This is a genomic window from Hydrophilobacter chitinilyticus (genome assembly GCF_049860745.1).
Taxonomy (GTDB): Bacteria; Pseudomonadota; Gammaproteobacteria; order Burkholderiales; family Burkholderiaceae_C; genus Rhodoferax_B.
This window is the reverse complement of the sequence record NZ_CP187561.1, coordinates 3,200,386-3,219,764: the sequence shown is the minus strand read 5'-3', so window position 1 is coordinate 3,219,764 and position 19,379 is coordinate 3,200,386. Positions and strand designations below refer to the sequence as shown.

Here is a 19,379-nt window from a genome sequence, read left to right as displayed (position 1 = left end):
GCCGACAACCAACCCAACCCTCCATCTGCCTACAGCATGAAAACCCTCAAGATCGTATTCCACGGCGAGAACGCCGCCAACTTCCGCCAAGGCTTTGAAACCATGGTGGATGCCCGTCACCAGATCCTCGACCTGAGCGACACGTTGAACGGTCCGGGCGAGCGCGAACACTACGCCACGGCTGACGTGATCGTCGGCATCAAACTCAACCGCGACTTGCCCGAGCCCATCGGTGTGAAGCTGTTCCACGCACCATCGGCCGGCACCGATGCCATCGACGTGAGCCTGCTGCCCGCCAGCGCAGTGTTGTGCAACTGCTTTGGCCACGAAGACGCGATTGCCGAGTACGTGATGACCGCGCTGCTGCAACGCCATGTGCCCTTGCCCCAGGCCGATGCCGACCTGCGCCAACAGCGCTGGACGTATTGGGCCGGCCGGCCCACAGCGCTGCGCACAGAACTTGGCAGCCAAACGCTGGGCCTGCTCGGCTTTGGCCATATCTCACAAGCCATTCTGGCGCGCGCCAAGGCGTTTGGCATGCGGGTGACCGTGGCCAACCGCAGCCCCATCCAAGATGCCCGCGTAAGCCAGCAGTTTGGATTGCACCAGTTGCCCGAGTTCATGGCCTCGGCCGATGCGGTGGTGGTCTCTCTTCCATTGACGCCGCAGACGCAAGGCATTGTGGACGCTAAAGCGTTTGCTGCCATGCGGCCGGACGCCGTGATCCTGAACGTTGGTCGTGGCCCGGTGATCGACGAACAAGCGCTGTATGACGCGCTGGCCCAGCGCAAGATCGGCGGCGCCATCATCGACACCTGGTACCAGTACCCCACGCCAACGCAGGCCGAGTGCGCACCGTCGCGTCTGGACTTTGGCGCCTTGCCCAACCTGTTGATGACACCGCACATGTCGGGCTGGACCTCGGGCACCGTGCGCCGCCGCCAGGAAACCATGGCGGACAACATCCGCCGTTGGTCTGAAGGACAGCCCTTGGTCAACGTGCTTCACGGCACCTCGAAGTGACCGGGCGAAACGTAAGCGATCAAACGAATGGAAAGAATCAGATGAGTGAACGTTATCTTGCACTGGTGCTGCACGCCCCCAGCGATCTGCGTGTCGACGAGCGCGAAGTAGGCCCCATTGGCCCCGCACAGGTTTTGGTGCGTGTGGGCATGGGCGGCATCTGCGGCTCCGATCTGCATTACTTCCACCACGGCGGCTTTGGTGCCATCCGTGTCAAGGAACCCATGGCATTGGGGCATGAGGTGGCGGGCACGGTAAGCGCAGTGGGCGCCGAGGTCACCAAGGTAAAGGTGGGCGACAAGGTGGCGGTGAACCCCAGCCTGCCTTGCGCGCAGTGTCGTTTTTTCCTGGAAGGCTTGCCCAACCAGTGCACTGAAATGCGCTACTTTGGCAGTGCCATGCGCACGCCGCACGTGCAAGGCGCCTTCCGCAATCTGCTGGTCTGCGAGGCCGAGCAATGCGAACCCGTGTCGGCCGAGACGCCCATGGCGCTGGCCTCGCTGGCCGAGCCGTTTGCCGTGGGTCTGCATGCCGTTTCGCGCGCCGGTTCTCTGCTGGGCAAACGCGTGTTGGTCTCTGGCTGTGGGCCCATTGGGGCCATGGTGGTGGCCGCCGCACGGTTGCATGGCGCGGCGGAAATCATCGCTACCGATGTGGTCGACGCACCGTTGACGGTGGTGCGCGCCATGGGGGCGCACAAAACATTCAACGTGGTGAGCCAGCCCGACTGGGTGCAAGCCTTCACCCACGACAAGGGCCAGATCGACGTGATGATCGAATGCTCTGGTAACGAACGTGCGCTGCGCACGGGCTTGGAGGCCATGCGCCCACGCGGCGTGGTGGTGCAGTTGGGCTTAGGCGGCGACGTGAGCATTCCGCAAAACGTCATCGTGGCGAAAGAGCTGCTGATGATGGGCTCCTTCCGCTTCCATGCCGAGTTTGCCTTGGCTGTGAAGCTCATCAACGAAAAGCGCGTGGACTTGGCACCCGTCATCACCCGTTCTTTTGCCATGAAGCATGCAGTCCAGGCGTTTGAACTCGCGAGCGACCGCCAGCGGGCCATGAAGGTGCTGATCGACTTCGGCGCCGAGGCCTGAAACAGCGCTATCCCTCTGAACCTGAAAAATGAAGCAAATGAACGTGTTTCCTGCCGACGATAAAAGTGATCCTGCCGTGCAGCAGGTGGCGACAGCCTTGGTGGCCGCACGCCAAAGCGGGCAGGCCGCGCCCACGGTGACCGCACAAGGCTCACTCGCGCTGTTGTCCTCTGACGCACAAGCGTATGCCGTCCAGGAACTGGTCGCGCAAACATTGGGCTGGTTTGGCCATGAGGCTGCGGGCCACTGGAAATCGGGTGGCGCATCGCGTACTTCAACGTTGACACATGCGGCGTTGCCCGCCTCCGGCATACGGACCGCAGGTGCGTCGCTGAAAGACTTTCGCTGGAACACCCCGGCGGTAGAGGCCGAGATTGTGTTGCGTTTGGGGCGGGCGGTGACGCCAGCACAAGCGCAGGCCCTAAGCCATGAAGAGGTCTCCAAACTGGTGGAGGCCATGGCGGTTGCCATTGAAATTGCAGATTCGCGCTGGGCCGAAGGCCTCCAGGCACCGGCCACTCTCCGCCTGGCCGACCAGGGCTCGCACGGGGCGCTGTTGATCGCCGAATGGTTGCCCTGGTCGGCCCACGATTGGGCGCAGCAGCGTTGCGAAGTGCGCTTTGGCACACAGCCAGTGATCGCCAACACCGGCGCTTACTCGCTCGGTGATCCATCATGGCTTTTGCCGATTTGGCTACGCCACGCCACGCGCCATGGCCACACCGTGGCCGCCGGCACCGTGGTCACCACCGGCTCCTGGGTGGGGGCCATTCCCATGCCTGCGGCGGCCGACGTTCTGGTGCGCTTCCCCGGTTTGGGCGAGATCGGCCTGCGCGACGGCATCGTCACCACAGTGCGCGGCTAAGCAGGGTTTGCAAGCGTCGCCAACTTTTCATTTTGATTCGAGAGACAGCACGACATGAACACACTATTTGACTTGACCGGACGCACCGCCTTGATCACCGGTTCGGCCCGTGGCCTGGGCTACGCCTTTGCACAGGGGCTGGCCGAATCCGGCGCCAAGGTCATTTTGAATGCCCGCAATGGCGAGCAAGTGGCGCATGCGGTAGAACAACTGCGCGCGGCTGGGCACGACGCGCGTGGCCTGGTCTTCGACGTGACCGACGAGGCCGCAGTCGATGCGGCGTATGCCTCGCTCGATGCAGAGGGCATCGCAGTCGACATCCTGATCAACAACGCCGGCATCCAGCACCGGACCCCCATGGTCGATCTGGAGCTCAAAGATTGGCAGCGTGTGCTCGACACCAATCTGACCAGCGCGTTCATCGTGGGCAAGCAGGCCGCCAAACGCATGATTGCCCGGGGCCAGGGCGGCAAGGTCATCAACATCGGCTCGCTCACCAGCGAGGCCGCGCGCGCCACGGTGGCGCCGTACACCGCAGCCAAAGGCGGCATCAAGATGTTGTCGCGCGCCATGGCGGCCGAGTGGGCGCAGTTCGGCATTCAGGTCAACACCATCGGCCCCGGCTACATCCAGACCGACATGAACACCGCCTTGATCAACAACCCCGAGTTCGATGCCTGGGTCAAGGCCAGCAACCCCGCCAAGCGCTGGGGCAAGCCCGAAGAACTGATTGGTACGGCCATCTTCCTGTCTTCGCGCGCTTCGGACTACGTCAACGGGCAAATCATCTATGTCGATGGCGGCTGGTTGTCGGTGTTGTAGATCGACAGACCACGTTCACCTAGAAAAAACATTTCCATCAGGAGACAAACATGCAAAACCGTCGCACATTCATGGCGTTGACTGCCATGGCCGCCGCTGGTGTGGGCACGCAAGCCATGGCCAACGACTACCCCAGCCGCGCCATTGAAATCCTGGTGCCCTCGTCAGCAGGCGGTGGCACGGATGTGATGACCCGCCGCTTCGCCGACATCGCCAGAAAATACTGCACCCAGCCTTTCATCGTCAACAACAAGCCCGGCGCGAGCGGCGGCATTGCGATGACCGAGGTGCAGCGTGCCACGCCCGACGGCTACAAGATCGGGGTGTTGATCTCCGAGTTGGCCATCATCCCGCACCTGGGCATGACCAAGGTCACCACGCGCGACTTCATCCCGCTGGCCCGGCTCAATGGCGACCCAGGTTTGGTGGCGGTGCGTGCCGACTCGCCGTTCAAGTCCATCGATGAACTGCTGGCCGCCGCCCGCAAGCAGCCCGGTGAAGTCTCCGTCGGCAATGCCGGTACCGGCACGATCTGGCATCTGGCCGCCGCCGCGCTGGAAGACAAGGCGGGCGTGCGCTTCACCCATGTGCCGCACCAGGGCGCCGCGCCCAGCGTTTTGGCCTTGGTCGGTGGCCATGTGCAGGCGATTGTGGTCAGCCCGGCAGAAATCGGCTCCTTCGTGCAGGCCAAGCAGGTGCGTGTGTTGGCCGCCATGGCCGAGCAGCGTTTGCCCGCACCCTATGCCGATGTGCAGACCTTCAAAGAAAAAGGCACCGACCTGGTAGTGGGCACCTGGCGCGGCTTGGGGCTGCCGCTGAACACGCCACCTGCCGTCGTCGCTTACCTGCGCGATGTGGTCGGCAAGACCGTGGCCGACCCGGAATTCAACGCCTCGTTGCTGCGGGCGAATCTGCAACCGGCCTACATGGCGGGCGAAGAGTTTCAAGCGTTCATGAACAGCCAGTCGGCGTACTTCCAGAAGCTTCTGGGCAGCGTCAACATCCAGAAGTAGCCCACTTCCTCGAACCTCACGAACTGAAAAAAGTAGCTGATCCATGGCCACACTCATCACCGACGTCAAAGTCATTCTTACCGCCCCGGAAGGCATCAACCTGCTCGTGGTCAAGGTGGTCACCAACCAACCCGGTTTGGTGGGTCTTGGCTGCGGTACCTTTGCCTACCGGCACCTCGCCGTCAAATGCCTGATCGAGGAATACCTGCGACCGCTGCTCATCGGCCGTGATGTCGATGCGATTGAGGAGCTGTGGCAACTCATGCACCAGAACGCCTACTGGCGTAACGGCCCCATCGAGAACAACGCGATTTCCGGCGTGGACATGGCGCTGTGGGACATCAAAGGCAAGCAAGCGAACATGCCGCTGTACCAACTGTTTGGCGGCGCCTGCCGCACAGGCGTGCCGATCTACCGCCATGCCGATGGCCGCGACATCGACGAGCTGTGCGACAACATCGAGAAGTACCGCGCCCAAGGCATCACCCACATTCGCTGCCAAAGCGGCGGCTACGGTGGCGGCAAGTTCGGTGCGGCGCCGGCGCATGCACCGCAAGGCTCGCTCGACGGCATCTACCTCGACAGCCGCAAGTACATGCGCGAAACGCTGAAGATGTTTGACGCGCTGCGTAGCCGCCTGGGCTTTGATGTGGAGCTGTGCCACGACGTCCATGAACGCTTGAAGCCGATTGACGCGATCCGCTTTGCCTGTGAACTCGAACCCTACGAATTGTTCTTCCTGGAGGATGCCATTCCGCTGGAGGAGGGCGATTGGCTGCGGCAGATGCGTGCCAAGACCAGCACACCCTTGGCCCAGGGTGAGCTGTTCAACCATCCCCTCGAATGGAAGTCGTTGATCGCCGAGCGGCTGATCGACTACATCCGTGTGCACCTGAGCCAGGTTGGCGGTATTACCCCGGCGCGCAAGTTGCAGCTGTTCGCCGAACAGTATGGCGTGCGAACGGCGTGGCATGGGCCAGGCGATATGTCGCCGTTGGCACACGCGGCCAACATCCACATCGATCTGGCGGCGCGCAACTTTGGCGTGCAGGAGTGGTCGGGCACCGAACCGCCGAACTTTGTGATCCAGGACCTCAAAGGCCCTAAGGAAGCCTTGCTCGACGTGTTCCCTGGCCTGCCGGAATTCCGAAAAGGCTTTGTGTACGCCAATGAGAAACCGGGCCTGGGTGTCGATCTCGACGAGGTCGAAGCCGCCAAGTACCCCTGCGAAAACACCGTCACCACCTGGACGCAAACCCGTTTGATGGACGGCACCTTGCAGACCCCTTGAGCCCTTGAAAGCGGCGAGAGGGTACACCACCGCCCGTGGACCGCCTCCCCATAAAAATACAAAAAACGGGAGCTCTTCTCACCATTGTTTTGAGATCGGATGACCATGGAGATCACGAAAGTAGAAACCATCCGGCTGGGGGAGTTTCCCAACATCATCTGGATCCATCTGCATACGGACGACGGCCTGGTGGGTTTGGGTGAGACCTTCATGGGCGCCGAAGCCGTTGAAGCCTATGTCCACGAATGGGCTGCGCAGCGCCTGATCGGCGAGAACCCGTTGGACATTGAGTACCTGAACAAACGCATTACCGGTTATCTAGGCTGGCGTGGTTCCGGCGCGGAGACCCGTGGCAACTCCGCCATCGACATCGCCCTGTGGGACCTCTTCGGCCAGGCGACCAACCTGCCCATCAGCCGCGCCTTGGGAGGCAAGAGCCGCGAGTCGATTCGGGTCTACAACACCTGCGCCGGATATCAATACACGCGCAAAAACATCCAGGCCACATCGAACTGGGGGCTTTCCAGTGCGGCCGGGCCGTATGAGGACCTGCAGGGTTTTTTAAACCACGCCGATGAACTGGCTGAATCGCTGCTGAGCGAAGGCATCACGGCCATGAAAATCTGGCCGTTTGACTTTGCCGCCGAGCGCTCAGACGGCCAGTACATCAGTCCGGAGGAGCTCAATCTCGCACTGGATCCATTTCGAAAGATTCGCAGAGCGGTAGGCGACAAGATGGACATCATGGTGGAGTTCCATAGCCTCTGGCGTTTGCCCATGGCCAAACGCATTGCGCGCGCGCTTGAAGAGTTCAACACCTTCTGGCACGAAGATCCGATTCGCATCGACAGCCTGGATACGCTCAAGCAGTACGCCGTTGATTGCAAAGCCATGATTTGCGCAAGCGAGACGCTGAGCTACAAATGGGGCTTCAAAGACTATCTGCAAACCGGCGTGGCAGATATCGTCATGCTGGATTTGAGCTGGTGCGGCGGCTTGACGGAAGGGCGCAAGATCGCAGCCATGGCGGATGCTTGGCAACTGCCCATCGCCCCACACGATTGCACTGGCCCCGTGGTTTGGGCCGCATCCACACACCTCGCGCTACACGCCCCGAATGCCTTGATTCAGGAGAGCGTGCGCGCTTTCTATACCGGCTGGTACAAAGACCTCGTGACCGAACTGCCCGCGGTGACCAACGGCACGATTTCCATGAACGACAAACCGGGCCTGGGGATGGCGCTGTTGCCAGATCTCGTGGAGCGCTCGGATGCCGTCGTGCGCGTCACCTCAAAAAACGCAAGAGGCTGATGTCAAGGCGCTGCCTGCCAATGCCCTTGGACCATTATTGCGTGGTGCTATAAAGTCCATCGCGTCTGTCGCATAGACGAATGAAGGCCCGAATCCTACGATCCCGCTCAACCATAAAAAGCAGGAGACATCGGATGAAGACAAGCTTTCGGAACTTTACGGCCGCCGTGGCGTTGGTTGGTGCGCACGCCATGGCCAGCGCCCAACCGATTCCCATCTTTGGTCTGGTCGAGCTGTCGGGAGGCGGCACTACAGCGGGTGTCAATTACGACAACGGGGTGAAGCTCGCAGTGAAGGAAATCAACGCAGCGGGTGGCATTCTGGGGCGCCAGGTGAACTACACCTCTTGGGACACACAAACACAACCAGGCGTGGCCAAATCTCTGGCCGCGAAAGCGGTGGACCAAGGCGCGCCAATCGTCTTGGGGCCGGTGTACTCAGGCTCCATTCTGGTCAGCATGGCGGAGACCAGGCGGGCCGAAATTCCCAACATCATTGGCGGCGAAGCGGCGGCCATCACGCAGCAGGGCAACCCTTACGTCTTTCGCGGCTCGTTCACCCAAGCGGCGGCAATGCCAAAGGTGGTGCGCTACATCAACCACTCGATCAAGGCCAAGAGTGTTGCCCTCATCTATGTGAACAACGACTTTGGCAAGGGTGGCCGTGACATGGTCATGAAGGAGCTGCAAGCCAGCGGCATCAAAGTGGTCGCCGATATTTCGACGGACGCTGGGCAGGTGGACTTTTCCAGTGCTGTCATTCGCGCGAAACAGTCGAATGCAGACGCTTTATTTGTGTACTCGAACGAAGAGGAATCCGCTCGTCTGCTCAAGGAATTGCGCAAACAGGGCTACGACAGGCCGGTGGTAGGCGAAACCACTCTGGCCAACGACAAGGTCATTGAACTGGCCGGTGAAGCCGCGAATGGGGTGGTGGCCCATGTGGGGCTCACACCCGACGCGCCAAACCCGACTGTTCAAGCGTTTGCCAGAAACTATCTCGCCGAATACAAAAGCAAGGCTGACCACAACGCCATGAAGGGCTACACCTCCATGCATGCCGCCAAGGCGATCTTTGACAAGATAGGAAAGATCGACTCGAAAGCCTTTGCAGCCGCGATGCACGGTGCAAGCATTTCTGCCAAAGATTACCCCGGCGTGCTGTTTGATACCAAGTACGACGATAAAGGTGACTTGGACCGCGAGAGTTTTATCGTGAAGGTGGTCAACGGCAAGACCACGGTGGTCGAAACGCTGAAGCCCTCCGCCAACTGAGGCGGTGCACACAGGTTCTATTCACCAAAGCTACCCAAGTTGCCGAGGCCACCGATGTCTGAAGAAGCTTTCCGCTATTGCGAAGTGGATCGTGACGGCCCAGTCGTCACGATCACGATCAATCGACCAGAGGTTCTGAACGCGCTCAATCCTGCGGCCCACTTTGAGCTTGAGCGTGCTTTCGATCTCTACGCTGCCGACCCGGAATTGCATGTGGCCATCCTCACTGGTCGTGGCCAGCGTGCGTTTTGTGTTGGGTCGGATTTGAAGGAACTGTCTCGTACCGGTGATCACCGCAAGCCCCCTGGGGGCTTTGCGGGCATCACCACCCGGTTCAACCTGTTCAAGCCAGTGATTGCAGCCGTGAACGGGCTGTGTCTGGGCGGCGGGACAGAGATTGTGGCGGCTTGTGATCTGGCCATTGCATCTGACCACGCGCAATTCGGACTGCCTGAACCGCTAGTGGGTTTGGCTGCGCTGGGAGGCGGGGCCCTTCAACGCCTGGCACGCAACATGCCGATGAAGGACGCCATGATGTTGGCGCTGACAGGGCAACCAATTGATGCCCATGAGGCCCGGCGCATCAGCCTGATCAACCAGGTGGTCTCCAGCGACCAATTGATGATTTCGGCCAGGGCTTTAGCCGCGAAAATTCTGGCCTGCGCGCCCTTGTCCGTTCAGGCGTCCAAGCAGGTCATGCTGCAGAGTCTGGCGATACCCGACTTGCAAACCGCTATGGCAGCGCGTTATGAGGCGGCCGAGCGCATGTTGGCCAGCCAGGATGCGATCGAAGGGCCGTTGGCCTTTGCACAGAAACGTAAGCCTCAATGGACAGGCCGTTAGGCCTCTGGCCGATACGCCACGCCACTCAGCGCGGCCCGAGCTGCTTGTAGACCACTTCTGCCACCTGGAGCAGCGCCTGCCGGTCGGCTCCAGCGGAGATCGCGTAGCCGAAATCCTTGTCGACCCAATAGAACACGTTGACCGGGCCGTCTTGTCCAAAGCGAAAGGCCGTTTCCCGCCCCGCATCTTCGCGCGTGACATACAGCGTCAAGCGCTCACCCTTGGGGCCATCGAACATGAACTGCGCCACCGGCCCTTTGTCTCCGGGCAACAGGCGGCCACCGATCAACGTGTACCCAACGTTGCGCAAATCCGGTGGCCGCACCGCTGCCCCCATGCGTTTGGTGAGCCAGGTCACAAGTGCCTGCTCCTGCTCGGCGCCCACTTCTACCGGTCGGCGCACGTCGGGGCTGAACACCACATGCGCCACGGCCGCGCGGTGCGCAAAGCCATGCAAAGCGTTCGCATCGCCGGCCGCAAGGTCCACGCGGCTCGCAGCACCCGCCATAGGCAGCCCATGGGCATCTACCGCGCCCCGCAACCACCAGGCCGAGCCGGCGCTGAGCACGGCGATCGCCACGCCGGCCACCATCGTGCGCCAAGGCGCTGTGTTCGCTGGCGCGTGGAGTGGCAGCCTCAACGGCAGCGGCTCGGCGATCACGGGGTCGAGCATGGCCTTCAACGCACGGTTCTGCGCTTGCCAGTCTTCCATCTGCTGCCGTTCTTCGGGGTGGCGCTCCAGAAAAGCCTCGATCGCCGCGCGACGGTCTGCGCTCAACAGGCCGTCCGCATAGGCATGAAGGTCGGCTTCGGTCACCGGTGGGGCGCCGTCGCCACCGCCGTTTACGGGTTGAAGATGAGGAAAGTCCATTATTTGATCCGGCGCAGGGGCGTCGCTTCTGGTGCTGCACGGCCTTGCAATTCGTGCCGAAGCCGCTCGCGGGCGCGTGCGAGCCGGGACATCACAGTGCCAACCGGGACACCCACGACAGCCGCTGCCTCGGTATAGCTCATCTGTTCAACAGCGACCAGCAGCAGGACTTCACGCTGCTCGGCCGACAGCCGCTGCAGCACGCGGTCCAGATCCTGCACCTCGATGCGGTCCGACTGCGTGGCCCGTTGCGCGACCTCCGGCAGGTCGTCACCGACGTTGTCCTCGGGGCGGCTACGCCGCGCACGAACCTCGTCGATGAACTGGTTGTGCATGATGCCAAACATCCAGGCGCGGATTTCGCCACGCCGTTGCCACAGGGAAAAACGACTCCATGCCCGCTCAAGCGTGTCCTGCACCAGATCGTCGGCACGCATCGCGTCCGACACCAGCCCGCGCGCGTAACGGCGCAGGGCAGGGATGCAGGCAACGATTGCGGTTTCGTCCTGTGGGTGCATGGGCAGGGGAGTCGTCCTTCGTACAGGCTGGGTCGATCAGGGCTTGATGACGTGCCAGACGTTTTTGAAATTGTCGCCGGTCATGTCGCCAGCTTTCATGTCGGATTTGTAGAGGTAGACCGGCTTGCCTTTATAAGCCCATTGCTTGGTGCCGTCGTCGCGTGTGACGATGCTCATGTCGCCTTCGGGCTTGGCATCAGCTTCTGCGGCGACCGGTGGCCAGAGTCCGGCGCACGGGCCATTGCAGACGCTCTTGCCGCTGCCGGCAACGTCGTTGTCGAAAGTGTAGAGCGTCATGCCGTTGGTGTTCACCAGCATGCCGCCAGCCGTTTTGACCGGCGCGGCCGCCTGGGCGAGGCTGGCGGTCGCAGCAGCGACGGCAAGAACCAGAGTCGAAATGAGGTGCTTTTGCATGAGAGTCCTTTGAAGGAAAAGTGGAGAAGACACGCCATAGACGCATGGCGTCGCCCATTTATTCCATTGAATTTCAAATTTCTTCAGTCTTTTGAAAAGCCCTCCGCCGCCAGCTCAGTTTGCGCCCAGATGTTCCACCAAGATGGCAATGCCAATGCCAGCGAGGACCAGCCCGCCCAGAATTTCTGCACGCTTGCCTGCGACATTGCCAAGTACCCGTCCCACCATGACGCCCAGCGTCACCGCCACAAAGGTGGTGAAGCCGATGGCTACGGCAACAGGAAGAATATCCACCTGAAGAAACGCCAGTCCCACCCCGACAGCCATCGCGTCGATGCTGGTCGCAAACCCGGTCATGGCCAATAGCCAAAACGAGTGGCGACTGGGTTTCTCCACTTCTGCTTCGGGTGAGGCTTTGATGCCGTTGAGCACCATGCGTACCCCTAGACCGCCCAGCAGGACGAATGCAATCCAGTGGTCCCAGGCCTTGACATAGCTCGCGGCGGTGAGCCCAAGGGCCCAGCCGGCGATAGGGGTCAAGGCTTCGATGACGCCGAAGATAGCGCCTGTGCGCAGGGCCTCACGCCACCGGGGGTTTTGCAGGGACGTGCCTTTGCCGACAGCGGCGGCGAATGCATCGGTGGACATGGCCAGCGACAGTAAAGCAACGGAGAGGATGTTCATGTGGGAGCGTTTTCTGGTCGGGCAAGCACAAAGGCACGTCATCACTGCCCGACCTATGTCGTGCTGACGCGCCAATGGTCTCGCCAACCAAAATGGTTGCCAGCGCCACAGTCTGCACAGCAGACCGAGTATGTTGACGCAGGCGCTTTCAGGGTGAAAGCCGGCTACTCCCCAAGGGATCGAAGGATTATAGGGCGGCCAACATGCCCGCACAGGAACGGGTGAATGCCGCCCCTGCAAACGGCAGCCGTCCGCCGAACGGTTATTTCTTGGCGAACGTGTCGTATGCCACCACTGGACGCTGCATGTAGGGCCAGCGTTCCTTCATGCGGATCTTTGAGCCCGTGCAGCCCTCGGCATAGGCATCAAGCTCCTTTTGAATGCGTGCCGCCGTGCCCGCTGCCCCCTGGGCCTTATCGAAAGCACACTTCGCCAGGACCGGCGAGGAGTTCCAGATGCGAGCCAGTACAAAGGCTTCTCTGACGTCGTGCCCGCCATTCACGACAACCATTCGGTAGGCAGAAGCCCATTCGTTGTTCGCAAAGTCGCGGATGATGCGGAATTGCACGTCGTCGTGGCGCAGCGCCTCGCGCATGCCGTGACGGAACACCTGCCAGTCCTTGGGGGTGAGCTTGAACTCGGGCTTGTTGTAGGTCGCGCAATAGCCGTCGCCGGCGTAGCCGTGAAGGCTGTGCTGGAATTCGGCACCGGCCAGGTCGGTTCTGATTTCGCCCGCCGGCTTGGTACAGTGGCCCCCGGCTGCATAGAGCCGGTCGAAGTTGACGCCTTTTAGCTTGAAGAATGCATTCTTGTGATCGGCAGGCACCACATCTGGGTGGTTCGCTTCGATGTACGCCATCAGCTTGGCCAGGCCGCCGGAGTCCTGGTGCATGACGCCTATGCCGCCGAGCGCATAGCTCATCAGATGCTTTCCGTCGCCGGTGCTTGCAACGGGGCCCCAGTTCTTCTTTTTGACGGGGTCAGGCGGCAGGTCGGTGGCGGGCGATACGCCCCATTCAGCCACGGCCAGCGACAAAGGAACAAGCGACAGGTTCGCGATGGCGGTCGGATCCTTGGGGTTAGCCTGGTAGGCCTCGACCAGCGATTTGATGAAATCAGCGTCCAAAACTTCGCCACTGATATTGTCGTCAGCCGTCGAACTCCATTTGCCTTGCTTGAGAAAGGCACGCATCGCATCCTCTGATGGTCCCGCCGCCGATGCACCCGCTGTGGTCGTTGGCTGGGCCATGGCCAAGCTGCACAAGGAAGCGGCAAGGACCAACGGCAACCTTGCACAACATCGCCATATTGCCGGCCACATCGATCGGTTCATATGTTTCCCCTTTCCATCAGGCAGTGGGTCTGGTCACCAGAGGGTATCGGCTTTCGCCAATAAATAATAGAAGGTGCGTGCGCTATTCAAGAAGTAAGAGCGCGGCGCTGGACGGCGATGGTGAGCCGATATGGGTTGGGTACCAGCAGGTGCCGAACTTCATTCCTGTCTTTCTTGCGGAGCTCACCACGGGCCAAACGGTTCTTGTCCACGGTGCCGCCACGGGGCAAACGCCTCTACCAGCCTGTCGACCAGGGACCGAATCTTCGCCGGCATTTGGTTGGAGGTCTGGAACACCACGTAGATGTCAGCCGGTGGATGCGCCCATTCCGGGAGCACGGGCACCAGCTTGCGTTTGCGGATGTGCTGGGCTACATCCCATTGTGACCGCAGCAGAATGCCTTGGCCATCAAGCGCCCATGCCAAAGCCGCCGTGCCGTCGTTGGAGCTGAGGTTGGCCCGGACCTTTACCGAATTGACGTCGTCGCCTTTGCGCAGGTGCCAGGTGCCGTAGGTTTCGTCACCTTCGCGGATGAAGATGCAGTTGTGTTTTCCCAGATCGCGCGGCAAAAGGGGCGTGCCGTGTTGCCGCAGGTAAGCGGGCGATGCGCAGAGAATGCGGCGGTTGTGCGCCAGCAGACGTGCCGTGAGGCGGCTATCGGCCTGCTCACCGAAACGGATCACTACATCGAAGCCTTGGTCCACGAGGTTGATGGCGCGGTCGGTCAGATGCAATTGCACCTCGACCTGCGGAAAGGCTTTAGTGAATTTGGACAACTGCGGAGCGATATATGCGCGGCCGAAACCGAGCGTCGCCCCTACGCGAAGAATGCCCTGCGGCTGCTGGCTGCCACCGCCGATGCGGTGCTCCAGCGCGGCGAGTTGCTCCAGCACACGTGCACCATCGGTCAGGTAAGCCTCACCTTCAGGGGTGAGGCTGATGCGCCGCGTGGTGCGGTTCATCAGCCGCACGCCAAGGCGCGCCTCCAAGGCCGCCAAGCGACGACTGACCACGGGCGGCGTGACACCCAGTTCCTGCGCTGCAGCGGCCATGTTGCCCAATTTGGCGATGAGGGCAAAAAGAGTCAGATCGGAAAACGCGTCCATTATTGTTTTCAGCACAACAAAGAATGAAGTACAGGTATTTTGTTAATTTCTCGTTGATTATTACCATCGCTGCAGAGATCGCAAACCAAAAAGCAGAAAGCAGGAGACAACGATGAAACGCCGAACCCTGGTGGTGGCCCTGTCCGCCATCCTTCCCATTCCCCCGGTCTTGGCACAAGACAACTTCCCGCAAAAGCCCATCAAGCTGGTCGTGCCCTACGCACCGGGCGGCAGTGCCGACATTGCGGCCCGCCTAGTTTCCGAGGAGTGGGGCAAGGCCACGGGCCAATCGATGTACATCGAGAATCGCGCCGGTGCGGGCGGTAACCTGGGCGTGGACTTCGTGGCCAAGGCCGCGCCCGATGGCTACACCATCGGGTTGCAAACCGTGTCGCTGGCCATCAACCCGGCGCTCACACCCAAGATGCCGTACGACACGCTGAAGGACCTGGCGCCTATCGGCATGGTGGCCACGTCGCAGCACGTGCTGGTGGTCAACAACGCCCTGCCTGCAAAAAATCTCAGTGAGCTGCTGGCGCTGCTGCGCGCCAAACCCGGGCAGTTCAGCTATGGGTCGGCTGGCTCGGGCAGTACTTTCCACATTGCCGCCGAGCTCTTCAAAAGCGCGGCCAATGTGGCGGTGGTGCACATTCCTTACCGGGGCGGTGGCCCCGCTTTGGTCGACACCATCGGCGGCCAGGTGCAGATGAGTTTTCCGGTCGTGTCAGCCGCCGTCCCACACGTGCAAGCCGGCAAGTTACGCGCCATTGGCGTGACCGGCAGCAAACGCTCGGCACTCCTACCGGATGTGCCAACGATGGCCGAAGCGGGTCTTGCGAACTATGCGTTCGAGACCTGGTTCATGGTGTTCGCACCAGCGGCCACACCGGCCGCCATCATCGACAAGCTGAATGCCGCCTTACGCACCGCGCTCGCCAATCCGAACGTCAAAACCCGGATGACCAAGGAGGGTTTCGACCCTCTCGCATCTACGCCCGCCGAAGCCCGTGCCCGTGTGGAGCGTGAACTGCCGCAATGGGCCAAGCTGGTCAAAGAGCGGGGCATCACCGGAGAGTAACTCGGAGAATCAATATGTCCCACACGAACACGCACGCGCCTCATCCCAAGACCCTCTATCAGAAGCTCATTGACAGCCACACCGTGCGGCGGCTGGATGTCGACAACATCCTGTTGTTCTGTGACCTGCATCTGATGAACGAATACACCAGCCCACAGGCCTTTGCGGGGTTGCACGATGAGAACCGCACAGTAGCCGTGCCGGGCCAGAATGTAGCGGTGGTCAGCCATATCATTCCAACGCACCCGACCGCGATCCGCGTCATCCAGGATGCGCCCTCGGCACTGCAAGCCAGTAACCTGGCGCGCAATTGCACCCGCCACCAGATTCCGCTCTACGACACCAACGACGCGATGCAGGGTATTGAGCACGTAGTCGCGCCCGAGCACGGCATGATCCGGCCCGGCATGGTGGTGATCTGCGGCGACAGCCACACCACGACCTATGGCGCCCTCGGGGCTCTGGGGTTCGGTATTGGCACTTCCGAAGTTGAACACGTGCTGGCCACCCAAACCTTGGTCTACCGGCCCGCGAAGGACATGCGCATCCGCGTCAACGGGGTGTTGCCCAGGGGCACCACCAGTAAAGACCTCGTGCTGATGATGATTGGCCAGATCGGTGCGCAGGGTGCGCGTGGTTATGTCGTCGAGTTCTGTGGCGAGGCCATCAGCCAGTTGTCGGTGGAGGCGCGCTTCACCCTGTGCAATATGGCGGTCGAGGCCGGCGCACGTGGTGCATTGATTGCGCCCGATGCCATCTCGTTGCAGTACGTGCTGGACAAATGCCCGGACATCGTTGGTGCTACACGCGAGGCGGCCCTGGCAGCTTGGCGCAACCTATACAGCGACGTAGATGCCGCGTTCGACCAGGAACACATCTTTGATGCCACTAACCTGGAGCCCTATGTGACCTGGGGCACCAGCCCGGATCAAGTGGTGCCGATTTCTGGAACCGTGCCTTTGCCAAGCAACGTCGTTGCCGAGCACCGCAGGAGCGCCGAACAAGCCATCCAGTACACCGCGCTCCAGCCTGGCGCCAGCATTGCTGGCACGCCCATCGGCCACGTGTTCATTGGCTCTTGCACCAATGCGCGCATCGAGGATCTGCGAGCCGCCGCCGAAGTGGTGGCTGGCCGGCACGTTGCTCAAGGGGTGCGCGCCATGGTGGTGCCTGGTTCCGGGGCGGTGAAGGCGCAAGCCGAGGCCGAGGGACTGGATGCGATTTTCAAGGCCGCCGGCTTTGAATGGCGTAAACCGGGCTGTTCCATGTGCCTGGCCATGAACGACGACGTGTTGATGGACGGCGTGCGCTGCGCCTCCACCACCAACCGCAACTTCGAAGGGCGCCAGGGCCGAGGGGCCATCACGCACCTAATGAGCCCGGCCATGGCGGCCGCAGCCGCCGTCACCGGCGCGATCACCGATGTCCGCACCATGGAGTTGAACCATGTCTGAAAACGCTTTGATTTCCGGGCGCGCGGTGGCCCTGCGCATCGACAATCTCGACACCGACCAAATCATGCCTAAGCAGTTTTTACGCGGCATCGACAAGTCGGGTCTGGCGCCGGGAGTGCTCTATGACTTGCGCCACGACAAAGCCGGTCAGTTGAAGCCAGACTTTGTGTTGAACCAGCCCGCCCATCGCGGTGCGAGTATCCTCATCGGCGGCTCAAACTTTGGCTGCGGCTCCAGTCGAGAACATGCCGTGTGGGGTCTGTTGCAGTACGGCGTGCAGGCCATTGTGGCGTCGAGCTTTGCCGAAATTTTCTACTCGAATGCCATGGGCAATCGCTTGCTGCTGGTGCAACTGACTGAGGGCGAAATTGCTGCGATGATGGCCATCGCCGAGCAGCAAAATGCGCCATCCATGACGATCGATGTAACCACAAAGCAAGTGACCTATGGGGATGTCAAAGCCAGCTTTCCCATCTCTGACAGGCACCGCTCCATGTTCCTGCAGGGGGTCGATGTCATTGGCCTGACGCTGAGCCACCAGCATGAGATCAGCGCCTTTGCCGAACTGCATTGGGCCAGGCAGCCGTGGATACGCGATGTCGCCAAGCGGATGCGAGACAAGAATCTGACCCCATAGGAAGACCAAGATGAATCCAAACCAGAACCTCGCCACGTTGTTTCCTGGCTTTAGCCATTGCCGGATCGAGGTAGAAGAGGGCGTAGAGATTGGCGTCACCGTCGGCGGCTCTGGTCCACCCTTGCTGTTACTGCACGGGCATCCGCAGACACGGGCCATGTGGCACCGGGTGGCACCGATCTTGGCGCGCGATCACACCCTGGTCATGGCTGACTTGCGGGGCTATGGAGACTCGTCCAAGCCTGCGGGTGTGGACCGGCATGTCAACTATTCCAAGCGCGTGATGGCTCAAGATCAACGGCGCCTCATGTCGCATCTGGGGTTCAAACACTTTGCGGTGCTGGCCCACGACCGGGGTGCCCGGGTAGCCCATCGCCTGGCGGCCGACCACCCCGAGGCCGTCAAGCGCCTGATGCTGCTCGACATAGCGCCGACGTTGGCTATGTATGAACAGACCACAGAGGCCTTCGCGCGCGCCTATTGGCACTGGTTCTTCCTGATCCAGCCAGCACCTTTGCCCGAGCGCCTGATCACCGCAGACCCCGCTGCCTATATCCGCGAGGTGATGGGCCGGCGTAGCGCCGGACTGGCTCCTTTCCACCCGAGTGCACTGGCCGAGTACACCCGCTGTATCGGGCTGCCCGGCACCGCGCATGGCATGTGTGAAGACTATCGTGCCGCGGCCGGTATCGACCTGGAGCACGACCGCGAGGACCGTGATGCGGGCCGCAAGCTGGAGATGCCGTTGCGGGTGTTATGGGGCGCGGAGGGCGTCGTCCACCGTTGTTTCAAATCCCTGGAAGAATGGCGCCGTGTGGCGACAAACGTTGACGGACAAGCCGTTGCTTGTGGTCACTACATTGCCGAAGAAGCACCCCAAACGCTGCTGGACCATGCCCGGGATTTTTTCTTGGAGAGCCCAGTTCCATGACGCTCCCACCCGCGCGCAAGCCGACTTTGAATGCACTCACATTCTGAGTGCATTCAAATTGACTTCACTGCGAATTTAGCGCGCAGGCACCGGATCGATGGCCTGGTAGGCTTGCTGGGTGCGCTGCGCCGCCTTGTGGACCATGGTGTAAGCGTAGTCCACGCCCATGCCATAGGCGCCCGAGTGCTCCTTGACGATGGCCATCACCGCGTCATAGGTGTCGCGGTGCGCCCAGTCGCGTTGCCATTCCAGCAGCACCTGCTGCCAGGTCACGGGGATTACGCCAGCCTGCACCATGCGTTGCATCGCCATGTCGTGGGCTTCCTTGCTGGTGCCGCCCGAGGCATCGGCCACCATGTAGATCTCGTAGTCGCCCTCCAGCATGGCCGACAACGCGAAGGTGGTGTTGCAGACCTCGGTCCACAGGCCGGCCACGATGACCTTTTTGCGCTGGTTCGCGGCCAGGGCATCGCGCACCTTCTGGTCGTCCCACGAATTCATCGACGTGCGCTCCAGCACCGCTTGGCCTGGGAACACATCCAACAACTCGGGGTAGGTGTAACCCGAGAACGACTGGCTTTCCACCGTGGTGATGGTGGTCGGGATGTGGAACGCCTTGGCCGCCTTGGCCAGGCCCACCGTGTTGTTCTTTAGCACCTGGCGGTCAATCGATTGCACACCAAAGGCCATCTGCGGTTGGTGGTCGATGAAGATCAGTTGGCTGTTCAGCGGGGTCAGGACTTCGAGTTTGGATGATTTCATTGGGATGTACCTCAACTAATAAAAAAATGGTGGCCCGGCTGGTCGGTCCGG

At 61.2% G+C, this 19,379-nt stretch carries 20 protein-coding genes and 1 riboswitch; of the genes, 13 read left to right on the top strand and 7 right to left on the bottom strand.

Translation table 11 applies throughout. The features are described from left to right. The first annotated feature begins 36 nt into the window (after nt 1-36). The 9 genes from ACPWMG_RS14265 (at nt 37) to ACPWMG_RS14225 (ending at nt 9,539) form a co-directional block, all read left to right on the top strand. Complete coding sequence (locus ACPWMG_RS14265; RefSeq protein ID WP_483300154.1) at nt 37-1,023, top strand: 2-hydroxyacid dehydrogenase; 987 nt, start codon at nt 37-39, stop codon at nt 1,021-1,023. 41 nt (nt 1,024-1,064) lie between these two features. After that, the gene (locus ACPWMG_RS14260; protein ID WP_483300153.1) at nt 1,065-2,120 is read left to right on the top strand and encodes an L-idonate 5-dehydrogenase; all 1,056 of its coding nucleotides are present in this window, start codon (nt 1,065-1,067) and stop codon (nt 2,118-2,120) included. A gap of 37 nt (nt 2,121-2,157) precedes the next feature. Beyond that, nucleotides 2,158-2,985 carry a fumarylacetoacetate hydrolase family protein gene (locus ACPWMG_RS14255; protein ID WP_483300152.1) on the top strand — a complete coding sequence of 276 codons (828 nt, stop codon included), beginning with the start codon at nt 2,158-2,160 and terminating at the stop codon, nt 2,983-2,985. A 54-nt stretch (nt 2,986-3,039) separates the two neighbouring features. Then, entirely contained in the window at nt 3,040-3,807 is a 768-nt protein-coding gene (locus ACPWMG_RS14250) for an SDR family oxidoreductase (protein ID WP_483300151.1), read from the top strand. 50 nt (nt 3,808-3,857) lie between these two features. Continuing rightward, entirely contained in the window at nt 3,858-4,820 is a 963-nt protein-coding gene (locus ACPWMG_RS14245) for a Bug family tripartite tricarboxylate transporter substrate binding protein (RefSeq protein ID WP_483300150.1), read from the top strand. 43 nt (nt 4,821-4,863) lie between these two features. Further along, a complete protein-coding gene (locus ACPWMG_RS14240) occupies nt 4,864-6,111 on the top strand; it encodes an enolase C-terminal domain-like protein (RefSeq protein WP_483300149.1) in 1,248 nt (415 codons plus the stop codon). A 105-nt stretch (nt 6,112-6,216) separates the two neighbouring features. After that, nucleotides 6,217-7,422, top strand: coding sequence for a mandelate racemase/muconate lactonizing enzyme family protein (locus tag ACPWMG_RS14235; protein WP_483300148.1), 1,206 nt, complete (start codon nt 6,217-6,219; stop codon nt 7,420-7,422). Between the two features lie 80 nt (nt 7,423-7,502). Then, the gene (locus ACPWMG_RS14230) at nt 7,503-8,696 is read left to right on the top strand and encodes an ABC transporter substrate-binding protein (RefSeq protein ID WP_483300147.1); all 1,194 of its coding nucleotides are present in this window, start codon (nt 7,503-7,505) and stop codon (nt 8,694-8,696) included. 54 nt (nt 8,697-8,750) lie between these two features. Continuing rightward, nucleotides 8,751-9,539, top strand: coding sequence for an enoyl-CoA hydratase-related protein (locus ACPWMG_RS14225; protein ID WP_483300146.1), 789 nt, complete (start codon nt 8,751-8,753; stop codon nt 9,537-9,539). Nucleotides 9,540-9,564: 25 nt separating this feature from the next. On the opposite strand, the gene ACPWMG_RS14220 is transcribed toward ACPWMG_RS14225, so the two are convergent. The 6 genes from ACPWMG_RS14220 to ACPWMG_RS14195 form a co-directional block, all read right to left on the bottom strand. Further along, the gene (locus ACPWMG_RS14220; RefSeq protein WP_483300145.1) at nt 9,565-10,410 is read right to left on the bottom strand and encodes an anti-sigma factor family protein; all 846 of its coding nucleotides are present in this window, start codon (nt 10,408-10,410) and stop codon (nt 9,565-9,567) included. Beyond that, the gene (locus ACPWMG_RS14215) at nt 10,410-10,928 is read right to left on the bottom strand and encodes a sigma-70 family RNA polymerase sigma factor (RefSeq protein WP_483300144.1); all 519 of its coding nucleotides are present in this window, start codon (nt 10,926-10,928) and stop codon (nt 10,410-10,412) included. The genes ACPWMG_RS14220 and ACPWMG_RS14215 overlap by 1 nt, the downstream gene beginning before the upstream one ends. A gap of 36 nt (nt 10,929-10,964) precedes the next feature. Beyond that, nucleotides 10,965-11,342, bottom strand: coding sequence for a COG4315 family predicted lipoprotein (locus tag ACPWMG_RS14210; protein WP_483300143.1), 378 nt, complete (start codon nt 11,340-11,342; stop codon nt 10,965-10,967). Between the two features lie 114 nt (nt 11,343-11,456). Then, nucleotides 11,457-12,026 (bottom strand): manganese efflux pump MntP, encoded by a 570-nt coding sequence (gene mntP, locus ACPWMG_RS14205; protein WP_483300142.1) that lies wholly within the window; start codon nt 12,024-12,026, stop codon nt 11,457-11,459. 11 nt (nt 12,027-12,037) lie between these two features. Then, a riboswitch (yybP-ykoY riboswitch) is annotated at nt 12,038-12,212 on the bottom strand. Nucleotides 12,213-12,288: 76 nt separating this feature from the next. Next, complete coding sequence (locus ACPWMG_RS14200) at nt 12,289-13,275, bottom strand: hypothetical protein (RefSeq protein WP_483300141.1); 987 nt, start codon at nt 13,273-13,275, stop codon at nt 12,289-12,291. A 267-nt stretch (nt 13,276-13,542) separates the two neighbouring features. Then, entirely contained in the window at nt 13,543-14,466 is a 924-nt protein-coding gene (locus tag ACPWMG_RS14195; protein ID WP_483300140.1) for a LysR family transcriptional regulator, read from the bottom strand. Between the two features lie 112 nt (nt 14,467-14,578). Between ACPWMG_RS14195 and ACPWMG_RS14190 the strand changes: the two genes are divergently transcribed. The 4 genes from ACPWMG_RS14190 to ACPWMG_RS14175 are packed head-to-tail and all read left to right on the top strand — an operon-like array spanning nt 14,579 to nt 18,566. Then, nucleotides 14,579-15,544 carry a tripartite tricarboxylate transporter substrate binding protein gene (locus tag ACPWMG_RS14190; protein ID WP_483300139.1) on the top strand — a complete coding sequence of 322 codons (966 nt, stop codon included), beginning with the start codon at nt 14,579-14,581 and terminating at the stop codon, nt 15,542-15,544. A gap of 14 nt (nt 15,545-15,558) precedes the next feature. Further along, nucleotides 15,559-16,998: a 3-isopropylmalate dehydratase large subunit gene (leuC, locus tag ACPWMG_RS14185; RefSeq protein WP_483300138.1), complete on the top strand. Its 1,440-nt coding sequence runs from the start codon at nt 15,559-15,561 to the stop codon at nt 16,996-16,998. Then, nucleotides 16,991-17,635 (top strand): 3-isopropylmalate dehydratase small subunit, encoded by a 645-nt coding sequence (gene leuD, locus ACPWMG_RS14180; protein ID WP_483300137.1) that lies wholly within the window; start codon nt 16,991-16,993, stop codon nt 17,633-17,635. Before leuC ends, leuD begins: the two co-directional genes overlap by 8 nt. 10 nt (nt 17,636-17,645) lie before the next feature. Beyond that, nucleotides 17,646-18,566 carry an alpha/beta fold hydrolase gene (locus ACPWMG_RS14175; protein WP_483300136.1) on the top strand — a complete coding sequence of 307 codons (921 nt, stop codon included), beginning with the start codon at nt 17,646-17,648 and terminating at the stop codon, nt 18,564-18,566. Nucleotides 18,567-18,641: 75 nt separating this feature from the next. Here ACPWMG_RS14175 and ACPWMG_RS14170 read toward each other — a convergent pair whose 3' ends face one another. Then, nucleotides 18,642-19,328 (bottom strand): hydrolase, encoded by a 687-nt coding sequence (locus tag ACPWMG_RS14170; RefSeq protein WP_483300135.1) that lies wholly within the window; start codon nt 19,326-19,328, stop codon nt 18,642-18,644. Between the last annotated feature and the right edge of the window lie 51 nt (nt 19,329-19,379).